Here is a 21,478-nt window from a genome sequence, read left to right as displayed (position 1 = left end):
GCCCTCTGCCGACGAACTGCCTTTGCCCGATGTCTTCGCTTGAAATGCGTTCGGGCGAAGCTAGCGCAACACCTGGCCCCGCAAGGGCCATTGTTTTCTTTCAACTGTCATGGCTTCCAGCTGATGCATTGAGACCCAGCTGCAACGAGACGCTGAACCGGCAGGCCAAGCAGGCTCACAGGCCTGCTGCTTGAATTCCTCCGTGTCTCTGTGTCTCTGTGGTTTGTTTCTTTGCCCCAGCGAAGCGCTGTTTTCAATTTCCGGAGGAGTTAGCGATGAGCGCCACCACCCCTGTTCTACAAAGCCTGATTGCCGGTCGCTGGATCGGCACACAGGCCGCGCGCGGCTTGCACAGCGCGGTCAACGGTCGCCTGGTGGCGCAGACGCATGCCGAAGGGCTCGACTTCGCCGAGAGCCTGGCCTATGCGCGGGGTCAGGCCTTGCCTGGCCTGCTGAAGCTGTCCTTCCAGCAGCGGGCGGCGCTGCTCAAGCAGCTCGGCGCCTATCTGATGGAGCACAAGGAATCGCTGTATGCGATCTCGGCCCATACCGGCGGCACCCGCTCGGACAACTGGATCGACATCGAAGGCGGCATCGGCACCCTCTACGCCTATGCCTCGATGGGCCGGCGCGAGCTGCCATCCAGCAATGTGGTCCATGAAGGTCCGGCCCAGCAGCTCGGCAAGGAAGGCCAGTTCTGGGGCAGCCATGTGCTGGTGCCCAAGCGCGGCGTGGCCGTGCACATCAATGCCTTCAACTTCCCGATGTGGGGCATGCTGGAGAAGTTCGCGCCCAGCTTCCTGGCCGGCATGCCTTGCATCGTCAAGCCGGCCACCGCCACCAGCTATGTGGCCGAGGCCTGCGTGCGCCTGATCCAGCAATCGGGCCTGCTGCCCGAAGGCTCGCTGCAGCTGATCATCGGCGGCTCCGGCGATCTGCTGGATCGCCTGGAGGAGACCGATGTGGTCACCTTTACCGGCTCGGCCGACACCGCGGCCATGCTGCGCGTCAACAAGAACCTGATCGCCCGCTCCATCCCCTTCAACGCCGAGGCCGACAGCCTGAACTGCGCGATCCTGGCGCCGGACGTGACGCCCGACGATCCCGAGTTCGATCTCTTCGTTCGCGAGGTCTTCCGCGAGATGAGCGCCAAGACCGGTCAGAAGTGCACGGCCATCCGTCGCGCCATCGTGCCGGCCCAGCACCTCGATGCGGTGGCCGCCAAGTTGCGCGAACGCCTGGCCAAGATCCGCGCCGGCGATCCGTCGGTCGAGGGCGTCAAGATGGGCGCGCTGGCCTCGCGCGAGCAGCAGGCCGATGTGGCCGCGCGTGTGGCGATGCTCAGCCAGGGCAACGAGGTCGTCTACGGCGAGCGCGACGGCTTCGCGCCGGTCGGTGAGGGCGTGGCGGAGGGCGCTTTCTACAGCCCGACCCTGCTGCTGTGCCGCGACGCGCTGACGAACGAGACGGTGCACAGCGTCGAGGCCTTCGGCCCGGTGTCCACGCTGATGCCCTATGGCGATTTCGACGAGGCCCTGGCGCTGGCCGCCAAGGGCCGCGGCAGCCTGGTCGGCTCGGTGGTCACCAAGACACCGGCGCTGGCCGCTGAAGCCGTCTTCCACGCCGGCGCCTTCCACGGCCGCATCCATGTGCTGGACCGCGAATCGAGCAAGGAATCGACCGGCCACGGCTCGCCGCTGCCCATGCTCAAGCACGGCGGTCCGGGCCGCGCCGGCGGTGGTGAGGAGCTGGGTGGCATCCGCGCCGTCAAGCACTATCTGCAGCGCGTGGCCGTGCAGGGCTCGCCGACGATGCTGACCGCCATCACCGGCGAGTACCAGCGCGGCGGCAAGATGCAGGAAGACGCGATCCACCCCTTCCGCAAGTACTTCGAGGAGATCCAGGTCGGCGATTCGCTGCTCACGCACCGCCGCACCGTCTCCGAGGCCGACATCGTCAACTTCGGCGGCGTCTCGGGCGACTACTTCTACATGCACTTCGACGAAGTCGCCGCCAAGGAAACCCAGTTCGGCCAGCGCATCGCGCATGGCTATTTCGTGCTCTCGGCCGCCGCCGGCCTGTTCGTCTCGCCGGCCCCGGGCCCGGTCCTGGCCAACTACGGCCTGGACACGCTGCGCTTCGTCAACCCGGTCGCCATCGGCGACACCATCCAGGCACGCCTGACCTGCAAGCGCCGCATCGACCGCGGCAACCGCCCCGACCAGCCGCCGCAAGGCGTGGTGGCCTGGGACGTGCAGGTGATGAACCAGCGCGGCGAACTGGTGGCCAGCTATGACATCCTGACGCTGGTGGCCAAGAAGGCAGGCTGAGCGACGCGGTTGCCACCTCCTTTCGCCGTTATGCTTGGCGCCCACCATGCGCATCCTGCTCGCTGAAGACGACCCGCTGCTCGGCGACGGCCTGCGTGCCGGCCTGCGCCAGGCCGGCTTTTTGGTCGACTGGGTGCAGGACGGCGAGGCGGCGCTGGTGCAGCTGCATGACGCCGGCTATGGCGCCATGGTGCTGGACCTGGGCCTGCCGCGCATCGACGGGCTGGACATCCTGCGCCGTGCCCGCGCCGATGGCATTGCCACGCCCATCCTGGTGCTGACCGCGCGCGATGCGATCGCGCAGCGGGTCAGCGGCCTGGATCATGGCGCCGACGACTATCTGGTCAAGCCGGCCGATCTGCATGAGCTGGCTGCCCGGCTGCGCGCCCTGATCCGCCGCGCCCATGGCCGGCCGCAGGAGAAGCTGAGCTGCGGCGCGCTGACGCTGGACCCGGCCGCGCGCACCGTGCAGCTGCAGGATGAGGCGCTGGACCTGACGGCCCGCGAGTTCGATCTGCTGCAGGCGCTGATGCTGGCCACGCCGCGGCTGCTGTCGCGCGAGCAGCTGGCCCAGCAGCTCTACCAATGGGGCAGCGTGGTCGAGAGCAATACCGTCGAGGTGCAGATCCACCACCTGCGCCGCAAGATCGGGCCCGAGCGCATTCAGACGCTGCGCGGCGTGGGTTACCGCTTGCTGGCCGAGCCGCGTTGATGCGCTCATTGCTGAGGTTCTGGCCGCCGCGTTCCATGCAGCTGCGCCTGCTGCTGTCGCAGCTGGGCATGCTGTTGCTGTTGACGACGAGTACCGGGGGATGGAGCTGGTACGAGGTGCAGCGCGAGCTCGATGAGCTGCTCGATGCCCACCTGGCCCAGTCGGCTGCCCTGCTGCTGGCCCAGCAGGCCAGTGAGCTGGAGGAGGACGAGCCGCAGCCCGACGCGCCGCTGCTGCACACGCTATCGCCACAGCTGGGATTCCAGATCTGGCTGCGCGGCCAGTTGTTGCAGCGCTCGGTCAATATGCCGACTGCGGCCATCAGCACAGCCGAGCCGGGGGCGCGTACCGTGCAGGTGGGCGGCGAGGACTGGCGGGTCTATACCGCCAGTGGCGGCGGGCTGCGCATCCATGTGGCTGAGACGCTGGCCTCGCGCGAGACCCTGCGTTTGGCGCTGCGCCGCAACGTGCTGCTGCCGCGCCTGGCTGCCATGCCCTTCATGGTGCTGATCGTCTGGTGGACGCTGCGCCGCGCGATGGCGCCGCTGCGCCGGCTCAGCGGCGAGCTGCGCCGCCGTGATGGTCGCGAGCTTCAGCCCCTGGCCGAACGCGAACTACCCACTGAGCTGCAACCCTTGCTGGCGGCACTCAATGCCCTGTTCGAGCGCATCGCTCGCCTGCTTGAAGGCGAGCGACGCTTCACCGCCGATGCTGCCCACGAACTGCGCACGCCGATTGCCGCGATCCGCGCCCAGGTTCAGGTGGCGCTGGGCGCAGAGCACGCGGCGGAACGCGATCACGCCTTGCAGGCCACGCTGGGGGGCTGCGATCGCGCCGCGCGCCTGGTCGACCAGCTGCTGGTACTGGCGCGGCTGGAGGCCGGCGAGGGTGGTGTGGCACAACCGGTCGAGCTGTCCGCCCTGGCCAGCCAGATGCTGGCCGAGCAGGCCGATGCGGCGCTGGCCAAATCGCAGCAGCTCGGCCTGCAGGCGCCGGACGGGGGCCTGCGGGTGTTGGGCTATGAGCTGCTGCTGACGGTGCTGCTGCGCAATCTGATCGACAACGCGATGCGCTACAGCCCGGCCGGTGCCCAGATCGCGCTGCAGTTGCAGGCGGCACCCGAGGGTCAGGTCTTGCTGCAGGTCGACGACAGCGGCCCGGGCCTGGATGAAGCCGTGCTGGCCCGCCTGGGCCAGCGCTTCTTCCGCCCGGCCGGCCAGGCTGAAAGCGGCTCGGGCCTGGGTTGGTCCATCGTCAAACGCATCGCTGCGCTGCATGGCGCGCGGGTCGCACTGTCGCGTTCCACACAGCTGGGCGGGCTGTGCGTGCAGCTGTGGCTGCCGGGCGTGCGGCAGACGGATGCAGCGCCAAGCGCGCAAACGCTCGCGCCCGCCAGCTGAATCGCAGCCGGGCCGTCGGCGCAGCGCCGCGGCGCCGCCAAGGGGTTACCGCGCGGTTACCAAGCCGCATTGGCGACTGCTCTAGGATCTCCCGTTCATCAGCAGTACCGATGCAAGCCAGTCCCGCCCCTGCCATCCCCGCGCCTCGCCTGTTTCCCTTGGCCTGGCCGCTGTTCCTCGAGTTGTGCCTGGGCATTGCCGTGGGCCTGGTCGGCACGCTGCTGGCGGCGCGTGTTTCCGACGCCGCTGGGGCGGCCTTCGCGCTGGCCAATCATGTCGCGGGCACGCTGTTCATTCTGTTTCGCATCATCGGCGCCGGCATCAGCGTGGTCATCACGCAAAGCCTGGGTGGCGGACAGCGGGCGCGGGCTGACGCCAGTGCGCGCGCTGCCCTGGGGGCCAGCAGCTGGATTGGCGGCCTGACGGCGCTGGCGGCGGCCGTGGCGGCGGCCCCCTTGCTGCGCCTGATGAATGCACCGGCCGAGCTGCTGCCGCTGGCCGTGCCGCTGCTGCAGTGGCTGGCGCCGGCCATGCTGCTGGATGCCTGGAATGCCGCGATGGCCAGCGTGATGCGCGCCCATCTGCGCGGCCGCGACACGCTGGCGGTGCTGGTGGTGATGCAGTGCTTGCAGCTGAGCTTGGCCGTGCCGCTGATGCAGCAGTTCGGCCTGCCGGGCTTTGCCCTCTCGCTGCTGGCCAGCCGCGGGCTCGGCCTGGGCCTGCATCTGTGGCTGTGGCGGGCGCGGCTGAGCCTGCGGCCCGGCTGGCGCGACTGGTGGCGGCTGCCCCGCCAGGAGCTGGGCGCCATCCTGCACATCGGCTTGCCTGGGGCGGCCGAGAACATCGCCTACCGGCTGGCCTTCATGGTCAGCATCGCGGTGGCCGGGCAGCTGGGTGCCACCGCGCTGGCCACCCATTCCTATGTCTCGCAGCTGATGTACTTCGTGCTGCTGTTCGGCCTGGCCACCGGCTTTGCGGCCGAGATCGTCGTCGGCCATCTGATCGGCGCCGGCCGCCTGCACGATGCCCACCGGCTGGTGCGGCGGGCGCTGGCGCGCGGGCTGGTGGTCAGCGTCGTCGTCGCGACGGCCGCGGCGATGGCCTCGCCCTGGCTGCTGCGCGGCTTCACGCAGGATGCGGCCATCATCGCCCAGGGCGTCACGCTGATGGCGCTGACGGTGCTGCTGGAGCCGGGCCGCACCTTCAATCTGGTCGTTATCAATGCGCTGCGTGCGGCCGGCGATGCGCGTTACCCGGTGATGGTTGGCGCCGGTTCGATGCTGATCGTGCTGGCTGGCGGCAGCTGGCTGCTGGGCGAGCGGCTGGGTCTGGGCCTGGCCGGCATCTGGATCGCCTACGCGGCCGATGAATGGCTGCGCGGCCTCCTGATGTGGCGGCGCTGGGCCGCCCTGGGCTGGGTGCCCCATGCCCGCGCGGCGCGGCGGCGCTTGCGGGCCGCGCGGCACTGAGCAGCACTGGGCAGCACTGGGCAGCACTGGGCAGAACTGGGCAGAACTGGGCGCCACTGGGCGCCACTGGGCGCCACTGAGCGTCACTGAGCGTCACGGCGCTCGGCTGCGCTCAGCCGGCCTGCAGCGGCAGGCGCAGCTCCATCGTGCAGCCCTGGCCGGCCGGGCTGCTGGCCGTGATCTCGCCCTGCAGGCGCTGCGTCACCAGCCGGTAGACGACATGCAGGCCCAGGCCCGAGGAGCCCTGGCCCAGCCGGGTGGTGAAGAAGGGGTCGAAGACGCGCGGCAGATGCTCGGGCGCAATGCCCCGGCCGCTGTCGCTGATGCTGAGTTGCCAGCTGCTGTGCGCGCCTTCGCAGGCTATCCGGCTGGCCAGCCGCAGCCGGCGCGGCCCGTCCCAATCGGCGAAGGCGTGGTTGAGGCAGTTCTCCAGCAGCTGGGCCAGCACCTGGCCGAGCGCGCCGGGGTCGCTGTGCAGCAGCGGGTCGTCGAGCGCGCTGCTGTCGACCTCGACCGCGGCCGCCCGCAGCGCCGGGCCCATCACCTGCAGCGTGTTGGCGATCACCTCGCGGGGCTTGAAGCCGATGATCTGCGTGCTGGCCTGCTCCAGCGCCAGCGCCTTGAAGCTGCCCACCAGCGCGGCGGCCCGTTCGATGCTGCGCGAGGCCAGGCTCAGGCCTTCATGCATGCCTTCGTGCATGTCCTGCATGTCCTCGCGGCGCAGGCGTTGCTCGGCAAAGGCCTGCTGGTTCTTGCGCAGCGCGTCGGCCAGCGTGCCGATGGCCAGCAGCGCATTGCCCAGCGGCGTGTTCAGCTCGTGGGCAACGCCGGCGACCAGATGGCTGAGCGCCGTCTGCTTCTCGCGCTCCAGCAGCAGGCGCATCGCGCGCTCCAGCTCCTGGGTGCGCTGCTCGACCTTGACCTCCAGCGCATCGCGGGCCTCGGCCAGCGCCGCTTCGGCCAGGCGGCGCACCTCGACCTCGTTCTGCACCCGCGTCAGCGCCTGGCTCAGCTCGCGATTACGCTCGGCCAGTTCGCGTTCCAGCTCGTTGCCATGCTGGCGCAGGTATTCGTTCTGCGCCAGCGTGCGGGCATGGCCGATCAGGCTGACCAGGCTGCCGCCCATCGACTGCTTCAGCGTCTTCAGCCGCGATTCCAGATGGCTGACCTGGGTGCGCCGGGCTGCCAGCGCTTCGTCCCACAGGCCGCCCTCCTCGGCGCACTCGGCGCGGCGCAGCAGCGCGCGGCCGTAGATCGGCCACTGCTTGCGCTGCTCGGCCTCCTCGGCCGCACGGTGGAACCAGGGCATGGCCTCGGCATGGCGGCCGCTCTTCCACAGCCACAGCGCCTCGTTCTGGAAGTAGAAGATGTGGCGGTCGGGGCTCAGCGCCTGCTGTGCCACCAGCGCGGCCACCTCGTCCAGCATGGTGCGAGCGCGGCCCAGCTCGCCGGCCCAGATGTAGTGGTTGAGCAGGTTCAGCGTGTCGCGGGCGCGCTGCTCCGGCGAGCCGTCGATGCAGGACTCGCGGTACAGCACCTCCTGAATCGCCTGCGCCTTGTCGCGCCGCTCGGTGTAGGAATAAGCGGCGGCCAGATTGACCATCAGGCTGTAGCGCTGCTGGGGCGCCAGCTGGGCCAGCCACTCGGCCTTGTCGACCAGCGGCTGCAATCTTGCGATGCACTGATCATGCATCTCGGCGTCGTGCAGCAGCTTGGCCGCCAGCGTCACGCAGCGCACCAGCTCGGTGTCGTCGCCCAGGCCTTCGTAGAGCGCCTGCGCCCGGCCCAGCGCCTGCAGCGCCATCTCGGTCAGCTGAGCCTTGCTCTGCAGCCGCGCCAGGCAGCACAGGCAATCGGCCAGCGTGTAGGCGTCGCCCAAGCGCTCGGCCTGGTCGACCAGCGCAAACGCGGCGTCCACCTGCTCCTGGTTCATGCCCTGCAGCAGCGCCACTCGTTGCTCGCGGGCCTGCAGGCGCAGCCGGTCGACCGGGCCCAGGCTGGTGTCGGCGTGCAGCTCACGCATCAGCAACTCCGCCTCGACGCGGCGGGTGGCGTCGATCAGATCGTCGATCTCGGTCCAGCGCGCCTGCGCCAGGCGCGTGGCCGTGGTGGCGCTGGCGGCGGTGGACTCAGGGCTGACGTTCATGCGGCGGACCTTGGTGTTTTGGGCCATGGTAGCCGGCTCCGCTGCCGGCATCGCCGGTCTCGCACAAAATGGCTACGGTATTGCCAACATAGCCATGACGTATTTCTCAACCAGCCAGCCGCATGCTGGCCCGATTCCCTCGTGATGCCCGCGCCGGCCTCCTGGCGGCTGCTTGCCCGGGTGCTGCTGCGCCTGTTCGGCCTCGCCGCCAGCCTGCTGGCCGCCTCGGCGCTGATCTTTGCCGCGCTGGAGCTGCTGCCCGGCAATGTGGCTCAGCTGATGCTGGGCACTGAGGCCAGCCCCGAGGCGGTGGCGGCACTGGCCGAGCAGCTGGGCCTGCAGCGGCCGCTGTGGCAGCGCTATCTGCAATGGTTGCAGGGCCTGCTCAGCGCTGAGCTGGGCGACTCCTATGCCTATGGCGCGCCGGTGGCGCAGCTGATTGCCGAACGGCTCAGCGTCAGCCTGCCGCTCACCGCGCTGGCCCTGCTGCTGGCGCTCGCACTGGCACTGGCCTGCGGCTGCTATGCCGCGGCGCGCCAGGGCCGGGCCGGCGAGCGCTGGGTGCTGCTGCTCAGCCAGCTGGGCCTGGCGCTGCCGGGCTTCTGGCTGGGCATTCTGCTGATGCTGTTGTTTGCGCTGAAGCTGCAGTGGCTGCCGGCCGGTGGCTTCCCAGGCTGGGGCAGCGAGGGCGCTGACAGTGGCTTTGCCTTCTGGCCCGCGCTGCAAGCCCTGCTGCTGCCGGCCGTGGCGCTGGCCCTGGTGCAGGCGGCACAGCTGACCCGGCTGTTGCGCGCCGCGCTGCTGGAGGTGCTGGGCGAGGACTACATCCGCAGCGCCCGCGCCAAGGGCCTGTCGCCGCGCGTCGTGCTGATGCGCCATGCACTGCGCAATGCGCTGATCCCGGTGCTGACGCTGCTGGGCCTGCAGGCCGCGCAGCTGGTCGCCGGGGCGGTCGTCATCGAACAGCTGTTCCAGCTGCCGGGCCTTGGGCAGCTGATCTTCCAGGCCATTGCCAACCGCGACCTGATCGTGCTACGCAACGCGCTGATGCTGCTGGTGGCGCTGGTGCTGCTGATCAACTTCATCGTCGACGCCTTGCAGACCCTGATCGACCCGCGGCTGCGCCGGGAGCTGCCCCGATGAGGCCGGCCCGCGAGCGCTTTGCCGCACGTGCACTCGGCCACCCCGGCTTTGTGGCCGGCGGGCTGCTGTGCGCGCTGCTGCTGGCCGCCGGCCTGATCTCGCTGCTGTGGACGCCTTGGCCGCCCGAGGCCATCGATCTGGCGCGCAAGCTGGCGCCGCCCGACGCCCAGCACTGGCTGGGCTGCGATGCGCTGGGCCGCGATATCGCCAGCCTGCTGCTGGCCGGCGCGCTGAACGCGCTGAAGGTGGGCCTGCTGGCGGCCGGGCTGGCGGCGCTGATGGGCTCGGCGCTGGGCCTGCTGGCGGCGGCCCTGGGTGGCTGGCCGGAGGCGCTGATCATGCGCGGCTGCGATCTCGGCCAGGCCTTTCCGGCGCTGCTGCTGGCCATCATCCTGGCGGCCACGCGGGGGCCAGGTCTTGCCATCGCCATTACCGCCATCGCCTTGCACGGCGTGCCCGCGTTCGCGCGGTTGGCGCGAGCCAGCGCACGGGTGCAGTGGCAGCTGGACCATGTGCGCGCCGCCCGCGCCTTTGGCCGCGGCCCGCTGGCGATTGCCTGGGTGCATGTGCTGCCGGCGATTGCGCCGCTGTTGATCGTGCAGGCCAGCAGCCAGTTCGCGCTGGCGATTCTGTCCGAGGCGGCGCTGGCCTATCTGGGCCTGGGCACGCAGGCGCCCGAGGCCTCCTGGGGCCGCATGCTGGCCGAGGCCCAGGGCTGGCTGTTCAGCGCGCCGCTGCTGGCCGTCTGGCCCGGGCTGGCGATCGCACTGGCGGTGCTGGGCCTGAATCTGCTCGGCGATGCGCTGCGCGATCTGCTGGATCCGCGCATGCCATGATGGCGGCCTGGACAAACACAAGTTAGAAAGACTGAACACAATGTCCGTCATCCAAGAGCGAGCCATTCTTGCACTCGATGCCATTAAGAGTGCCTTTGGTACTGACGCAGGCGCCGACAGCGTTGACCTGTTCATCGAGCATCATCTGGACGAATTGCCGAACTCTTATTGGGTCGAGCATCTATCGTCAGGCGATCCGCAACCGTCTGCAGTACTTGGCCTCTTGGTTCTGCGGGATTCCTGGGGTGAAGATGATGCAGAGAACTTCGACTTCACCCTGCCAGGGGATGTGACAGACTATGTTCTGTCTGTGCACTTCGATGAGTCTGGCCAGATTGATGGCATTGCCATGGAGAGTTGATTGGGCGTTTCCTTCAAAAGTTAGGCCGCATGAGAATTTGCTGCTGCGTCTTTTCGGCCTTGTGCCTCGCGTTGACAAGTTCGACCGCGTTTGCGGACGACTGCCTGCTGAACCAGGAGTACTTCGAGGCTGAAGCCACGGCATTGGCTCGTCGTCACGCTGATGCCGAATACATTCGCGAACAGCGCTTGGTTCGCTGGAATTCAAAAGACATGGGAACGGTCGCCGCTGTCGTGGGCGGCTGCGAGAGCTTTGGTCTTGAGGCCACGTCTGAACGACAGATGGCGAAGCGTTCATCGCGCAGTGCCATCTTGGCTATGGCCAAGCGTCTAGCCCTGTTGAGTTGGCCTGATCCTTACGGACGCGAAGCCGCTGCCATTCTGGCGCGCAAGCCGCGAGCAATCCGGCAGCAAGCCAGTGGGATTGCCTTCGAGTTCGCCGCAGCGGAGTACATGGACTTTTCTGTGTCGCAGTCGTTTGAAGCCGGTCTCGAGAAGATCACGATCTCAGCCATACATTTGCAGTAGCTCGTAAGGCCAACTTGACGCTCAACCGAACTCGCAACGGCACGCCACCGCTGGCGCATTTCAATCCCGGTCAGTCGCGTCATGCCACTGCAGGCCGGTTGACTCAAACGATCAAGTGCAAGGAGCGTCAAACAGCATGAGCATTCGGCGGCGGGACATCATGGCAAGGGCTGGCGGCATCGCCGCAGCCTGGCTGGTAGCGACGGCGCAGGCCGCATCGGCCCGCGACGCGCTGGTCATCGGCATGACGCTGGAGCCGCCGGGCCTGGACCCGACGCTGGGCGCGGCCTCGGCGATTGCCGAGATCGTTCACTACAACGTCTTCGAGACGCTGACCCGCATTGGCCCCGATGGCCGGCCGGGGCCGCTGCTGGCGCTGGGCTGGGAGTTGTCGCCGGATCTGAAGACCTACACCTTCCGGCTGCGCCGAGGCGTGCGCTTCCACAACGGCGAGCCTTTCAATGCGCAGGCGGTCAAGTTCAGCTTCGAACGCGCGGCGGCCGAGAAGAGCACGAACAAGGACAAGCGCGTCTTTGCCAATATCGCCTTCATCGCGACTCCCGAGCCCGATCTGCTGGTGCTGGGCCTGAAGCAGATCGAGCCCGACCTGCTCTTCCTGCTGGGCCAGGCGCCGGCCGCCATCGTCGAGCCCAAGAGCGCCGAGCGCAACAACGTGCAGCCGATCGGCACCGGGCCCTACCAGCTGGGCAGCTGGCTGCGCGGCGCCAGCCTGACGCTGAAGGCCTTCGAGGGCTATGCCGAACGGGGTCAGGCCTTGCCCGCGATCCGGCGGGTGACGTTTCGCTTCATCGCCGATCCGGCGGCGCAGGTGGCGGCGCTCTTGTCCGGCGATGTGGACGCCTTCCCGCGCGTGGCCGCGGCGCGCAGCCTGGCGCAGTTCCGCGATGCACGTGAGGCCGGCGGCGCGGCGCGTTTCCAGGTCATCGTCGCGCCCTCGCGGGCCAAGACCATCCTGGCCTTCAACCACAAGAAGAAGCCGCTGGACGATGTGCGCGTGCGCCGCGCCATTGCGATGGCGATCGACCGCAAGGCCGTGATCGCCGCCGCGGCCGATGGCTTTGGCGTGCCCATCGGCAGCCACTATGTGCCCGGCGCGCCCGGCTATGTCGACCTGACCGCCGTCAACGCCTACGACCCGGCCCGCGCCCGCGCGCTGCTCAAGGAGGCGGCTCAGCAGCTCGGCTTTGCGCTGCCACTGGGCTTGAGCCTGAAGCTGCCGCCGGCTCCCTACGCGCGCCAGGGCGGCGAGCTGATCGCCGCGCAGCTGGCGCAGATCGGCGTGCAGGCCAAGCTGGAGAACATCGAGTGGGCGCAGTGGCTGTCGGGCGTCTATGCCAACAAGGCCTTTGACATGACGCTGATTGCCCATGTCGAACCCTTTGACCTCGGCAACTTCGCCAAGCCCGGCTATTACTGGGGTTATGAAAGTGCGGCCTTCAACGAGCGCTATGCCCAGCTGCTGAACACGCCGCGCGAGGCCGACCGGCTCAAGCTGCTGGGTGAGTTGCAGCGCCAGATCGCCAACGATGCGGTGGCTGCCTATCTCTACCAGCCGCAATGGATCACTGTGGCCAAGCGCGGCCTGAAGGGGCTGGGGACCGAAATGCCGATCTTCGTCAATGACATCGCCACGCTGCGCTGGGAGTGAGCGGCCGATGAATGCCCAGAGCAATGAGCAGAGCAGAGAAACGAACGATGGCCTCGATCTGGCCGACTACAGCGCCGTTGCGCTGATCGCGGCTTACCGCGCCGGGCGGCTGGAGCCGGTGCGCGTGACCGAGGCGGTGCTGGCGCGCATCGCGCGCTGCGAGCCCCAGCTGCAGGCGCTCTATGCCTTCGATGCCGAGGCGGCGCGCGCGCAGGCGCGGGCCTCGGCGGCACGCTGGCAGGCCGGTGCGCCGCTGAGCATCCGCCTCGGCGGGCAAGACCTGACCCTTGATGGCGTGCCGCTGACGCTGAAGGAAAACATCGCCACCGCCGGCACGCCGATGCCGCTGGGCACGGCGGCCAGCGAGCTGACATTGGCCAGCGAAGACGCGCCGCCGGCCGCACGGCTGAAGGAGCTGGGCGCCGTGCTGCTGGCCAAGACGACGATGCCGGACTACGGCATGCTGAGCTCGGGCCTGTCCAGCTTTCACCCGCTGACGCGCAACCCCTGGGACCTGAGCAAGAACCCCGGTGGCTCCAGCAGCGGGGCGGCCGCGGCGGCTGCGGCCGGCTATGGGCCGCTGCATCTGGGCACCGATATCGGTGGCTCGGTGCGCCTGCCCGCGGCCTGGTGCGGCGTGTTCACGCTCAAGCCCAGCCTGGGCCGCGTGCCCATCAAGCCGCCCTATGCCGGCCGTGTGGCCGGCCCGATGACGCGCACGGTGGCCGATGCCGCGCTGATGATGGCCGCCCTGGCCCGGCCCGATTGGCGCGATGGCATGAGCCTGCCGCATCAGCAGATCGATTGGCTGAGCCTGTGCGGCGCAAGGCCGCTGGACGCTGCCAGCGCCGCCGAGCGGCTCCAGGGCTTGCGCATCGGCCTCTTGATGGACGCCGGCTGGGGTCTGCGTGTCGAGCCCGAGATTGCCGCGGCGGTGGAGGCCGCGGCGGCGCTGTTTGCTGCCCACGGCGCGCAGATAGAACGCCTGGCGCCGGGCAGCCTGTGCACCCGCGCGATGATGGACGGGCTGGACGCCTTCTGGCGGATGCGCTCCTGGCTGGACATCTCGGCCTTGCCGGCCGAACGGCGCGAGCGCGTGCTGCCCTATATCCGCGCCTGGGTCGATCGGGGAGAGCGGCTGAGCGCCGCCGAGCTGTTCCACGGCTACAGCCAGATCGCGGCCATCCGCGACCGCTGCATCGCCGCCTGCCAACCGTATGACTATGTGCTCTCGCCGGTCAGCCCGGTCAGCGCCTTTCCGGCCGCATGGGCCAGCCCGATCAACGACCCCGAGCGCCCCTTCGAGCACATCGCCTTCACGCTGCCTTACAACATGAGTGAGCAGCCGGCCGCCAGCATCAATTGCGGCTACACCGCCGCTGGGTTTCCGATCGGTCTGCAGATCGCCGGGCGCCGGCACGACGATCTGGGCGTGCTGCGCGTGGCCCAGGCCTACGAGACACTGCGCGGGCCGCAGCGGGCCTGGCCCGCACCCGGTCTGCGGTGAGCCGAGCTTTCATGCCGGGCGTGGCGCGTTTTCAGAACGCTATGCAGACGTTCTTAGATATGGTCAAAGGGGCTGAGTACACCGCGCCCGCCGCGGTTCAGCACATGGGTGTAGATCATCGTTGTCTTGACATTGCTGTGCCCCAGCAGCTCCTGCACGGTACGGATGTCGTAGCCCGCCTGCAGCATATGGGTGGCAAAGGAATGGCGCAGCACATGTGGCGAGCAGGGCTTGGCAATGCCGGCCCGGCGCGCCGCCAGCGCGATTGGCTTTTGCACGCTGGACTCCAGCAGATGATGCCGCCGCAGCTCGCCGCTGCGCGGGTCAATCGAACGCGTCGGGCTCGGGAACACCCACTGCCAGCCCCAGGCCAGCGCGGCACGCGGGTCTTTGGCGGCCAGCGCGTGCGGCAGCATCACGGCGCCATAGCCGGCTTGCAGGTCTTCCTCATGCAGGCGCTTGGCCAGCGCCAGCTGGCGCTGCAGGGGCGCAATCAGGTTTTCAGGCAAGACGGTGATGCGGTCCTTGGCGCCCTTGCCTTCGCGCACGATGATCTCGCGGCGGCTGAACTCCACGTCCTTGACGCGCAAGCGCAGTCCTTCCAGCAGCCGCATGCCTGTGCCGTACAGCAGCGAGGCAATCAGCCACGGCGTGCCGCCCTCGAGCGCCAGCAGCAGCTGACGCACCTCGGTCGGCGTCAGCACCACGGGCAGGCGGCGCCGGGTCTGGGCGGTGATCACCTCATCGAGCCAGGGCAACTCCAAGCCCATCACCGGGCCAAACAAAAAAAGCAGGGCGGCCTTGGCCTGGTTCTGCGTCGACGGTGCGACCTCGCGCTCCGCGGCCAGATAGCTCAGAAAGCCCGCCACTTCGTCTGCACCCAGCGCCGAAGGCTCGCGCCGGCCATGGAACAACAGAAAGCGCCGCGCCCACTCCAGATAGGCCTGCTCGGTGCGCAGCGAATAGTGGCGCACACGCAGCTCGCTGCGCATGCGCTGCAGCAGGGCGGCCAGGGTGTCATTCAAGGCGGGTGCGGCGCTGGAATGGAGATCAGCAAGCGGCGGATGATCTGGCGCTGCGCCTGGTTTGCTTGCGGCGGAACAGCCCGGCGCCTGCCCTGCAGTTGATGTTGCGCCCGCGCGGCCAGTGTTCGTGGCTCGGCTCGGTTCGACGTCTTGCGGCATCTGACTGGGGTCCCCACCTGCGCATTTGTCAGTCATAGCGGCTGATGCCTTGCCGCTTGCAGGCCGTGAAGCATGGCTGGGTACAAAGCCAGCAGTAAACACCTCAGGCCTTGTTGATGGGGGTGCGGGCGTGCAGACTGTCCTGCCCACAGCTGCAGTGCACATGCCCGGCTGCAGGCTTGGCGCCGCTGCTACGGGCGAGCGCTTCGGCGCTGTGGTCGCATCTGGACGAGGGGGCGATTCGTTTGGAGCTGCGCCACTCCGTGGCGGGCATGTGGTGTAGCCCTCAGGCCAGGGGGGATCGGGCCGGCCAAATGGGTCCTGCGGCTCGCGGGCCTGCCAACAACTGATGGCGCCGTCAGGGCCACCCGTTCGCTGACCGGTGGTGAGCACCGTCGTGCAAGCGCCCAGACCATAGGCATCGAACCTGAACGGCCCATAGGATGAATCAATCCCTGAACGCAAGTACCGAAGGCTCATCACATCCCCCAACGACCAGCCAGCCATCCCAGGAAAATTAGGCGGCCCAACGCACTACCAACATCCCCCAAAAGAAGGGAATTTCCGACTGACTCAACGGGCGAGTTCAGCGTCAAAATCTCTGCCAATCAAATTCCGCATACGCAGCCCAATTCTTGTTGGGGGCGTTTGCACAATTAACGTTGGGCCTCTTGCCGGTGAGGGTGGAGCGCTGCGAAGAATCTGGTGGCGCTTTGCGTTTGGAGCTGGAGCTTTGAGATGCGGAGCGCTCTGGCCGGGTTGCAGCAGTTCGGGTTGGTGGTCCGCGGGAGCGTTTGGGTTTGGAGCGTTGAGCTGCACTGGTGGCATTCACCGAGTGCCACTGCTGGAGCGCAAAGGCAGAATCGAGCCATGCAAAGAGCAATGTGGGCAGGGTCAGCGATCGCGGTTCGCGAGTTCGTGCGCAGCGCGAGCCGGCTGAGGCCCAACCAGTCGCTCAACCGGACCCGCAACGGCATACCGCCTTCGGGCCTCATTTCATTCTGGCCCTGCGGCGTCCTGCCGTCGCGGGCCGGTTAGCTACAACGTTAGACCTCAACATGACGCCGCAAGAGAAGAAGCGCTTGAGCTACGAGAAGGATCGCAGAAATGTCTACGACGGCAGCGACAAGGCTGCTAGAAAGCTCATCCCAAAGGCGAAGGCTCTTGACATTCGGTCCGAGCGGCATGCACAAGACACTGTGCTCGCACAGACCCTTCGATCAGATAGCGAAGATGCACTTTTCGAAGCTGACGGAAACGTCCGGTCTACAAAGCCGAGGAAGTGGCGCAAATCACCGGATCAACCACTTGGCCGGGTGCTCGAGTTGCGCCGCAAGGGCGTTGACGAAAAATGAGGTCTAACCACTCGCTCGAGCTGACTCGCAACGGCTGTTCACTTCAGGCCCTCATTTCATTCTGGGCCTTGCGTGCCCAACCGCTGTTCGCAGCTCAGCTCAAACGTTAGCCACCTTGAATACGTGTCCGCATTGCAAGTATCCCGGCGTTTCCTCGATTGCCAAGTGGTGGTCAGGCTCGTCATCACCAGCGATATGCAGCCATTGTGGTGAACCGTCCTACGTAAGTACAAGCGAATCAAGTGGCATTTTCGCGATCTCCAGCTTGCTTTGTGCCGTTGCTGTAGTCGCGGCCATCGCAACTCAGTCTTTGGTTGTCTTGGTGCTTGGAGGCCTGTTCGTCACCGCGTACTATCTCTGGGCTTGGCATAGTGCCCCGCTGGTGCCAACCACACAGAGCCAAGCAAAAGCCGCGGCTCGTTATGGTTGGGCGCTACTTGCAGTAGTTGCTGTGTTCGTCGTCGTCAAATTCATATCGGAGCGGCAAGGTGGCTAACCAGTCGCTCAACCGGACCCTCAACGGCATGCCGCCTTCGGGCCTCATTTCATTCTGGCCCTGCGGCGCCCTGCCGTCGCGGGCCGGTTAGCTCAAACGTTGGGCCTCTTGCCGGTGAGGGTGGAGCGCTGCGAAGAATCTGGTGGCGCTTTGCGGTTGGCGTTGGAGCTTCGCGGCGCGGGGCGCTGCGGCCAGGTTGAAGCAGTACGGATTGGTGGTCCGCGGGAGCTTTTGGGTTTAGAGCGTTGAGCTGCACTGGTGGCATTCACCGAGTGCCACTGCTGGAGCGCGAAGGCAGAATCGAGCCATGCAAAGAGCAATGTGGGCAGGGTCAGCGATCGCGGTTCGCGGGTTCGTGCGCCGTGCGAGCCGGCTGAGGCCCAACCAGTCGCTCAACCGGACCCGCAACGGCATGCCCCGGCTGGCCGTCATTTCATTCTCGGCCAGCCGCGCCACGCCGCTGCAGGCCGGTTAGCTACAACGTTATGCAGCGTCTTACAGCCACTGCGATTGAGGTTTCCGCAAGCGGCTGCCGCCGCTGGGTGTCCGCGCGCGGTCGCGAGGCTCGGGCATTCACTTGCTTGCGCCGCACGCGAGCGAAGGCTGCTTCTGGTTCAGTTCGCAGCGCTCAGTGCGTGGTCGCGTTTTCAAGTCTATGGTCTGTTGGGGCTTGCGCGCTGGTCCGTACACGCCGTCGCGCTCCGGGCGCGCCTGCTCGGCTCGCGCCCTGGGCAGCACAAGCTGCATGCAAGCAGGGTGCCTTCGTCGTTGGCGCTCTGCATAACCTACCGCTCGAGCTGACTCGCAACGGCTGCGCACTTCGGGCCCCCAGTTCATTCTGGGCCCTGCGTGCCCAGCCGCTGCTCGCAGCTCAGCTACATCGTTAGGCCTCAAAATGCGCCGCCTCACCTATGCCGTCGCAGTTCTTTTAGCGGTCCTCCAAGGAGAGGCGATTGCGGCAGACATGAGCGGAACCTGGGAATACAACGGCCCGGCGGAGTCAGGCATGTGGCTAAAAACGAAGCAAGAGGGAAGTACGCTGCGCTTTCAACTTGAGTTGCAAAGAGGAGCTCCTTCCTACAACTCAGGATGGATTGATGGGGAACTTGAGCTTCGACGCAACATTGGCGTTTTTCGTAAAGTGCTTGACTACGGTGGCACGTGCGAGATCGGCTTTCAGTTCTCTCCTGAGTACGTCGAACTGCGGCAATTAGGAGACGTCAGTGGGTGTGGTTTTGGCCACAATGTCTATGCCGATGGAGTCTTGCGGCGCAAGACTCATTCCAGCCCTAAGTTTTCCAACGGTGATCCTCGGTTTGGGTCGTAGCGATGCGGCCTAACCACTCGCTCAACCGGACCCGCAACGGCATGCCGTCTTCGGGCCTCATTTCATTCTGGCCCTTCGGCGTCCTGCCGTCGCGGGCCGGTTAGCTCAAACGTTAGGCTTCACTTGAGATGCTGTGCCAACCTCAAGTTCGCTTCGCACTCGTCAAACCAGATCAAGGGGCGTGCCGATGAAAGCAGGTACAGCTGAGCCTTCCATCTCTACTGAATTGGACATTAAGCGAGCTGAACTGAGCCTGAAGGAAAGAGAGTTCGCACGCTCGCGTTGGACCAACCCGCTCATAGTTGGGATCCTGGCTGCCCTGGCTGCTGCGATTACTAGTTCGGTGCTCCAGTATCTCTCCGCCGCGCAAGCCACTGCACTGGAACAGGCTCGTTGGGAGCGAACTCACGCAGATGATGAGCGGAAATGGCTACTGGATCGCGTGCTAGAGTTCTCTGCCGCTGTCAATATAGTTCTCGGCCAAATGACCCAGAGCAATTATCGTATGGCACAACTTGTGGATCCCAAGCTCCGGAATCCAGTTGGCGAAAGGGGCGAGCTCGTGTACTGGCGAACAAAGGCCTTCCTAGATTCAGTTGACGCGATGCAACAGATTGAGCTGGCAGTGCACGCGCGCGACTCAGTGGTAGCTCAGCGACTTTCAGATGTTGTAGAAGAAGTTCGAGTATTTAGCCGCTCCATTACGGATGACATGCATCAGATCGGTGCAGGGACTGAGTTTCGCAACCAAGTAGTCAAGCCGAAACTTAGTCGAGGCGAGTTGATTCAAGCCAGACGAATATGGCTTGAACACATTCTGGATTGCAGACGCTCGATCGGTGCAAAGATATTCACTATCCTGGGCAAAGACCAGGCCAACGTCCCCAAACCTGAAGGCTGCGCAAGCGTAAGCGTCTTTACCTCGGCACGCAGCAAGGCGAAGGCGGATATCGCGCTCAAAGCTAAATTGCTAACGTCGTACAAGAAGATGGAGGAGCATTTGGCTAGAAAACGAGGAGCCAAGAAGCTCTACTTGGAAATCACGGAAATGAGGCGAGAAATCGAGGCGGAAATTGCGCTTGAGAAGTCCACTATCAAGTAGCGACTAGCAGCAGGGGCCATAAACTGGTGGTGTGAAGCCTCTCAAGTCGCTTGTTCTAAGTGATTGATTTGAAATGAAAGTTTTCGAGCGACTTTCGGGCGATTTGCGGCCTAACAGGTCGCTCAACCGGACCCGCAACGGCATGCCCCGGCAGGCCGTCATTTCATTCTCGGCCAGCCGCGTCACGCCGCTGCGTGCCGGTTAGCTTCAACGTTAGGCGTCAGGAAATGCCGCTACTCTTCGGGCCAAAAAATTCGCGATACACCTACACGGGATCTACTTGCCCGCACAACGACCTCGCTCTTCCTTCTGAAGCCAAGACTCTTGGTGAAGCGATTCGCGAATATGAACGGGCATTCAATGTACTTGTAGCGCCCTGCTTGGAGCCATTGCCCGGTGAGTCAGAAGTGAAGTACTTCACCGTGACTGAGCGCGAGTCAAGGATCCAGTACATCGTCGACATTCATGTCTTCCGCGGGGAGTCAGAAATCTGCCCAAAGCAAGATACTTCCTTTGCACTCAACGACGGCGACCTTGTCGAACTGGGGGAGTTAGTTTGCTGACGGAATTTTCGGAAATTGTTTGCACTCACCAGAAGCCTAACCTCGCGCTCGAGCTGACTCGCAACGGCTGGTCACTTCAGGCCCTCATTTCATTCTGGGCCTTACGTGCCCAGCCGCTGCTCGCAGCTCAGCTCAAACGTTGGGCCTCGTGCCGGTGAGGGTGGAGCGCTGCGAAGCACTTGTTGGCGCTCTGCGTTTGGCGTTGGAGCTTCGTGGCTCGGGGCGCTCCAGCCAGGTCGCAGCGGTTCGGGTTGGTGGTCCGCGGGAGCGTTTGGGTTTGGAGCGTTGAGCTGCACTGGTGGCATTCACCGAGTGCCACTGCTGGAGCGCGAAGGCAGAATCGAGCCATGCAAAGAGCAATTTGCCAAGCGGCAGCAATTGGGGTTCGCGGGTTCGTGCGCAGCGCGAGCCGGCTGAGGCCCAACCCGTCGCTCAACCGGACCCGCAACGGCATGCCCCGGCTGGCCGTCATTTCATTCTCGGCCAGCCGCGTCACGCCGCTGCGGGCCGGTTAGCTTCAACGTTGGGCCTCTTGCCGGTGAGGTTGGAGCGCTGCGAAGAATCTGGTGGCGCTTTGCGTTTGGCGTTGCAGCTGTGCGATTCGGAGCGCTCTGGCCAGGTTGAAGCAGTTCGGGTTGGCGGTCCGCGGGAGCGTTTGGGTTTGGAGCGTTGAGCTGCACTGGTGGCATTCACCGAGTGCCACTGCTGGAGCGCGAAGGCAGAATCGAGCCATGCAAAGAGCAATTTGCCAAGCGCCAGCAATTGGGGTTCGCGGGTTCGTGCGCAGCGCGAGCCGGCTGAGGCCCAACCAGTCGCTCAACCGGACCCGCAACGGCATGCCCCGGCTGGCCGTCATTTCATTCTCGGCCAGCCGCGCCACGCCGCTGCGGGCCGGTTAGCTTCAACGTTAGGCCTCTGCAAGTCATGTCCACCGTCGCGCCAATGATGATCGCCTGTGGCGACCACGGAGAACGAACGTCAGCTGTGGTTTGTTGCCACCTGCTCGGTGGCGCGCCAGCCCCTGCTGGGTTTGTTGAGAACTCTAGCGACCCCAATGACCTTCAGGCTTGGTGCTTAGCCTGCGAAGATCTGTATGGGCGCGAAGGCGAATTGACGGAAGTCTTCCGTGAATTCAACCAGATGTCGGTTGTTTGTACCGTTTGCTACGCCGAAGCGAAGGATCTTCATTCAGTGCCATGAACAGTTCCAGAGCTCTCATCCGACAGTGGCTTGAAGTCAACTTTGAAGTGCAACACCGCTAGTACCGAGAGAAGGCCTCCCTCGGTGTCCTGAAGCCCAGCCGCTCACGTGGCCGGTCGTTGAGTTCAGCTGCGATGTGGTCGCAGTCGTT

16 protein-coding genes are annotated in these 21,478 nt (G+C 65.9%); 14 read left to right on the top strand and 2 right to left on the bottom strand.

The window, feature by feature from the left end; all coding sequences use genetic code 11:
• The first annotated feature begins 275 nt into the window (after positions 1 to 275).
• The 4 genes from paaZ to RQP53_RS20980 all read left to right on the top strand — a co-directional run bounded on the left by paaZ (position 276) and on the right by RQP53_RS20980 (position 5,911).
• A complete protein-coding gene (gene paaZ / locus RQP53_RS20995) occupies positions 276 to 2,330 on the top strand; it encodes a phenylacetic acid degradation bifunctional protein PaaZ (protein WP_315652654.1) in 2,055 nt (684 codons plus the stop codon).
• A 46-nt stretch (positions 2,331 to 2,376) separates the two neighbouring features.
• On the top strand, positions 2,377 to 3,042 hold the full coding sequence (locus RQP53_RS20990; RefSeq protein ID WP_315652653.1) for a response regulator: 666 nt from the start codon (positions 2,377 to 2,379) through the stop codon (positions 3,040 to 3,042).
• 35 nt (positions 3,043 to 3,077) lie between these two features.
• Complete coding sequence (locus RQP53_RS20985) at positions 3,078 to 4,442, top strand: ATP-binding protein (protein WP_315652652.1); 1,365 nt, start codon at positions 3,078 to 3,080, stop codon at positions 4,440 to 4,442.
• Between the two features lie 110 nt (positions 4,443 to 4,552).
• On the top strand, positions 4,553 to 5,911 hold the full coding sequence (locus RQP53_RS20980; RefSeq protein ID WP_315652651.1) for an MATE family efflux transporter: 1,359 nt from the start codon (positions 4,553 to 4,555) through the stop codon (positions 5,909 to 5,911).
• Positions 5,912 to 6,023: 112 nt separating this feature from the next.
• On the opposite strand, the gene RQP53_RS20975 is transcribed toward RQP53_RS20980, so the two are convergent.
• Entirely contained in the window at positions 6,024 to 8,084 is a 2,061-nt protein-coding gene (locus RQP53_RS20975; protein WP_315652650.1) for a sensor histidine kinase, read from the bottom strand.
• Between the two features lie 117 nt (positions 8,085 to 8,201).
• Between RQP53_RS20975 and RQP53_RS20970 the strand changes: the two genes are divergently transcribed.
• From RQP53_RS20970 to RQP53_RS20945, 6 genes are all read left to right on the top strand, one after another.
• Positions 8,202 to 9,200, top strand: coding sequence for an ABC transporter permease (locus tag RQP53_RS20970; protein WP_434064134.1), 999 nt, complete (start codon positions 8,202 to 8,204; stop codon positions 9,198 to 9,200).
• On the top strand, positions 9,197 to 10,036 hold the full coding sequence (locus RQP53_RS20965) for an ABC transporter permease (RefSeq protein ID WP_315652649.1): 840 nt from the start codon (positions 9,197 to 9,199) through the stop codon (positions 10,034 to 10,036). The genes RQP53_RS20970 and RQP53_RS20965 overlap by 4 nt, the downstream gene beginning before the upstream one ends.
• A gap of 40 nt (positions 10,037 to 10,076) precedes the next feature.
• The gene (locus tag RQP53_RS20960) at positions 10,077 to 10,397 is read left to right on the top strand and encodes a DUF2004 domain-containing protein (RefSeq protein ID WP_315652648.1); all 321 of its coding nucleotides are present in this window, start codon (positions 10,077 to 10,079) and stop codon (positions 10,395 to 10,397) included.
• A gap of 71 nt (positions 10,398 to 10,468) precedes the next feature.
• Complete coding sequence (locus tag RQP53_RS20955) at positions 10,469 to 10,924, top strand: hypothetical protein (protein ID WP_315652647.1); 456 nt, start codon at positions 10,469 to 10,471, stop codon at positions 10,922 to 10,924.
• Positions 10,925 to 11,060: 136 nt separating this feature from the next.
• Positions 11,061 to 12,593 (top strand): ABC transporter substrate-binding protein, encoded by a 1,533-nt coding sequence (locus RQP53_RS20950; RefSeq protein WP_315652646.1) that lies wholly within the window; start codon positions 11,061 to 11,063, stop codon positions 12,591 to 12,593.
• Positions 12,594 to 12,600: 7 nt separating this feature from the next.
• Positions 12,601 to 14,100, top strand: coding sequence for an amidase (locus tag RQP53_RS20945; RefSeq protein WP_315652645.1), 1,500 nt, complete (start codon positions 12,601 to 12,603; stop codon positions 14,098 to 14,100).
• Positions 14,101 to 14,153: 53 nt separating this feature from the next.
• On the opposite strand, the gene RQP53_RS20940 is transcribed toward RQP53_RS20945, so the two are convergent.
• Positions 14,154 to 15,092, bottom strand: coding sequence for an integron integrase (locus RQP53_RS20940; RefSeq protein ID WP_315652834.1), 939 nt, complete (start codon positions 15,090 to 15,092; stop codon positions 14,154 to 14,156).
• 1,013 nt (positions 15,093 to 16,105) lie between these two features.
• Here RQP53_RS20940 and RQP53_RS20935 point away from each other — a divergent pair.
• The 4 genes from RQP53_RS20935 to RQP53_RS20920 all read left to right on the top strand — a co-directional run bounded on the left by RQP53_RS20935 (position 16,106) and on the right by RQP53_RS20920 (position 20,127).
• Positions 16,106 to 16,639 (top strand): hypothetical protein, encoded by a 534-nt coding sequence (locus tag RQP53_RS20935; RefSeq protein ID WP_315652644.1) that lies wholly within the window; start codon positions 16,106 to 16,108, stop codon positions 16,637 to 16,639.
• Positions 16,640 to 18,030: 1,391 nt separating this feature from the next.
• A complete protein-coding gene (locus RQP53_RS20930) occupies positions 18,031 to 18,462 on the top strand; it encodes a hypothetical protein (protein WP_315652643.1) in 432 nt (143 codons plus the stop codon).
• Positions 18,463 to 18,649: 187 nt separating this feature from the next.
• Positions 18,650 to 19,564, top strand: coding sequence for a hypothetical protein (locus RQP53_RS20925; protein ID WP_315652642.1), 915 nt, complete (start codon positions 18,650 to 18,652; stop codon positions 19,562 to 19,564).
• Positions 19,565 to 19,791: 227 nt separating this feature from the next.
• Complete coding sequence (locus tag RQP53_RS20920; RefSeq protein ID WP_315652641.1) at positions 19,792 to 20,127, top strand: hypothetical protein; 336 nt, start codon at positions 19,792 to 19,794, stop codon at positions 20,125 to 20,127.
• Positions 20,128 to 21,478 lie beyond the last annotated feature (1,351 nt).

Origin of the sequence: Roseateles aquae (assembly GCF_032337115.1) — a bacterium.
Classification (GTDB): Bacteria; Pseudomonadota; Gammaproteobacteria; order Burkholderiales; family Burkholderiaceae_C; genus Roseateles_C; species Roseateles_C aquae.
The sequence above is the reverse complement of the archived record's forward strand: the minus strand, read 5'-3'. Positions and strand labels throughout refer to the sequence as shown.

What these genes read in the sequence shown, in the direction of transcription:
- RQP53_RS20985 (WP_315652652.1), top strand. Translation starts at nt 3,078, where the DNA reads ATGCAGCTGCGCCTGCTGCTGTCGCAGCTGGGCATGCTGTTGCTGTTG.
- RQP53_RS20930 (WP_315652643.1), top strand. Translation starts at nt 18,031, where the DNA reads ATGCGCCGCCTCACCTATGCCGTCGCAGTTCTTTTAGCGGTCCTCCAA.
- RQP53_RS20970 (WP_434064134.1), top strand. Translation starts at nt 8,202, where the DNA reads ATGCCCGCGCCGGCCTCCTGGCGGCTGCTTGCCCGGGTGCTGCTGCGC.
- RQP53_RS20980 (WP_315652651.1), top strand. Translation starts at nt 4,553, where the DNA reads ATGCAAGCCAGTCCCGCCCCTGCCATCCCCGCGCCTCGCCTGTTTCCC.
- RQP53_RS20920 (WP_315652641.1), top strand. Translation starts at nt 19,792, where the DNA reads ATGCCGCTACTCTTCGGGCCAAAAAATTCGCGATACACCTACACGGGA.
- RQP53_RS20960 (WP_315652648.1), top strand. Translation starts at nt 10,077, where the DNA reads ATGTCCGTCATCCAAGAGCGAGCCATTCTTGCACTCGATGCCATTAAG.
- RQP53_RS20945 (WP_315652645.1), top strand. Translation starts at nt 12,601, where the DNA reads ATGAATGCCCAGAGCAATGAGCAGAGCAGAGAAACGAACGATGGCCTC.
- RQP53_RS20965 (WP_315652649.1), top strand. Translation starts at nt 9,197, where the DNA reads ATGAGGCCGGCCCGCGAGCGCTTTGCCGCACGTGCACTCGGCCACCCC.
- RQP53_RS20975 (WP_315652650.1), bottom strand. Translation starts at nt 8,084, where the DNA reads ATGGCCCAAAACACCAAGGTCCGCCGCATGAACGTCAGCCCTGAGTCC.
- RQP53_RS20925 (WP_315652642.1), top strand. Translation starts at nt 18,650, where the DNA reads ATGAAAGCAGGTACAGCTGAGCCTTCCATCTCTACTGAATTGGACATT.
- RQP53_RS20950 (WP_315652646.1), top strand. Translation starts at nt 11,061, where the DNA reads ATGAGCATTCGGCGGCGGGACATCATGGCAAGGGCTGGCGGCATCGCC.
- RQP53_RS20990 (WP_315652653.1), top strand. Translation starts at nt 2,377, where the DNA reads ATGCGCATCCTGCTCGCTGAAGACGACCCGCTGCTCGGCGACGGCCTG.
- RQP53_RS20940 (WP_315652834.1), bottom strand. Translation starts at nt 15,092, where the DNA reads ATGCGCAGCGAGCTGCGTGTGCGCCACTATTCGCTGCGCACCGAGCAG.
- paaZ (WP_315652654.1), top strand. Translation starts at nt 276, where the DNA reads ATGAGCGCCACCACCCCTGTTCTACAAAGCCTGATTGCCGGTCGCTGG.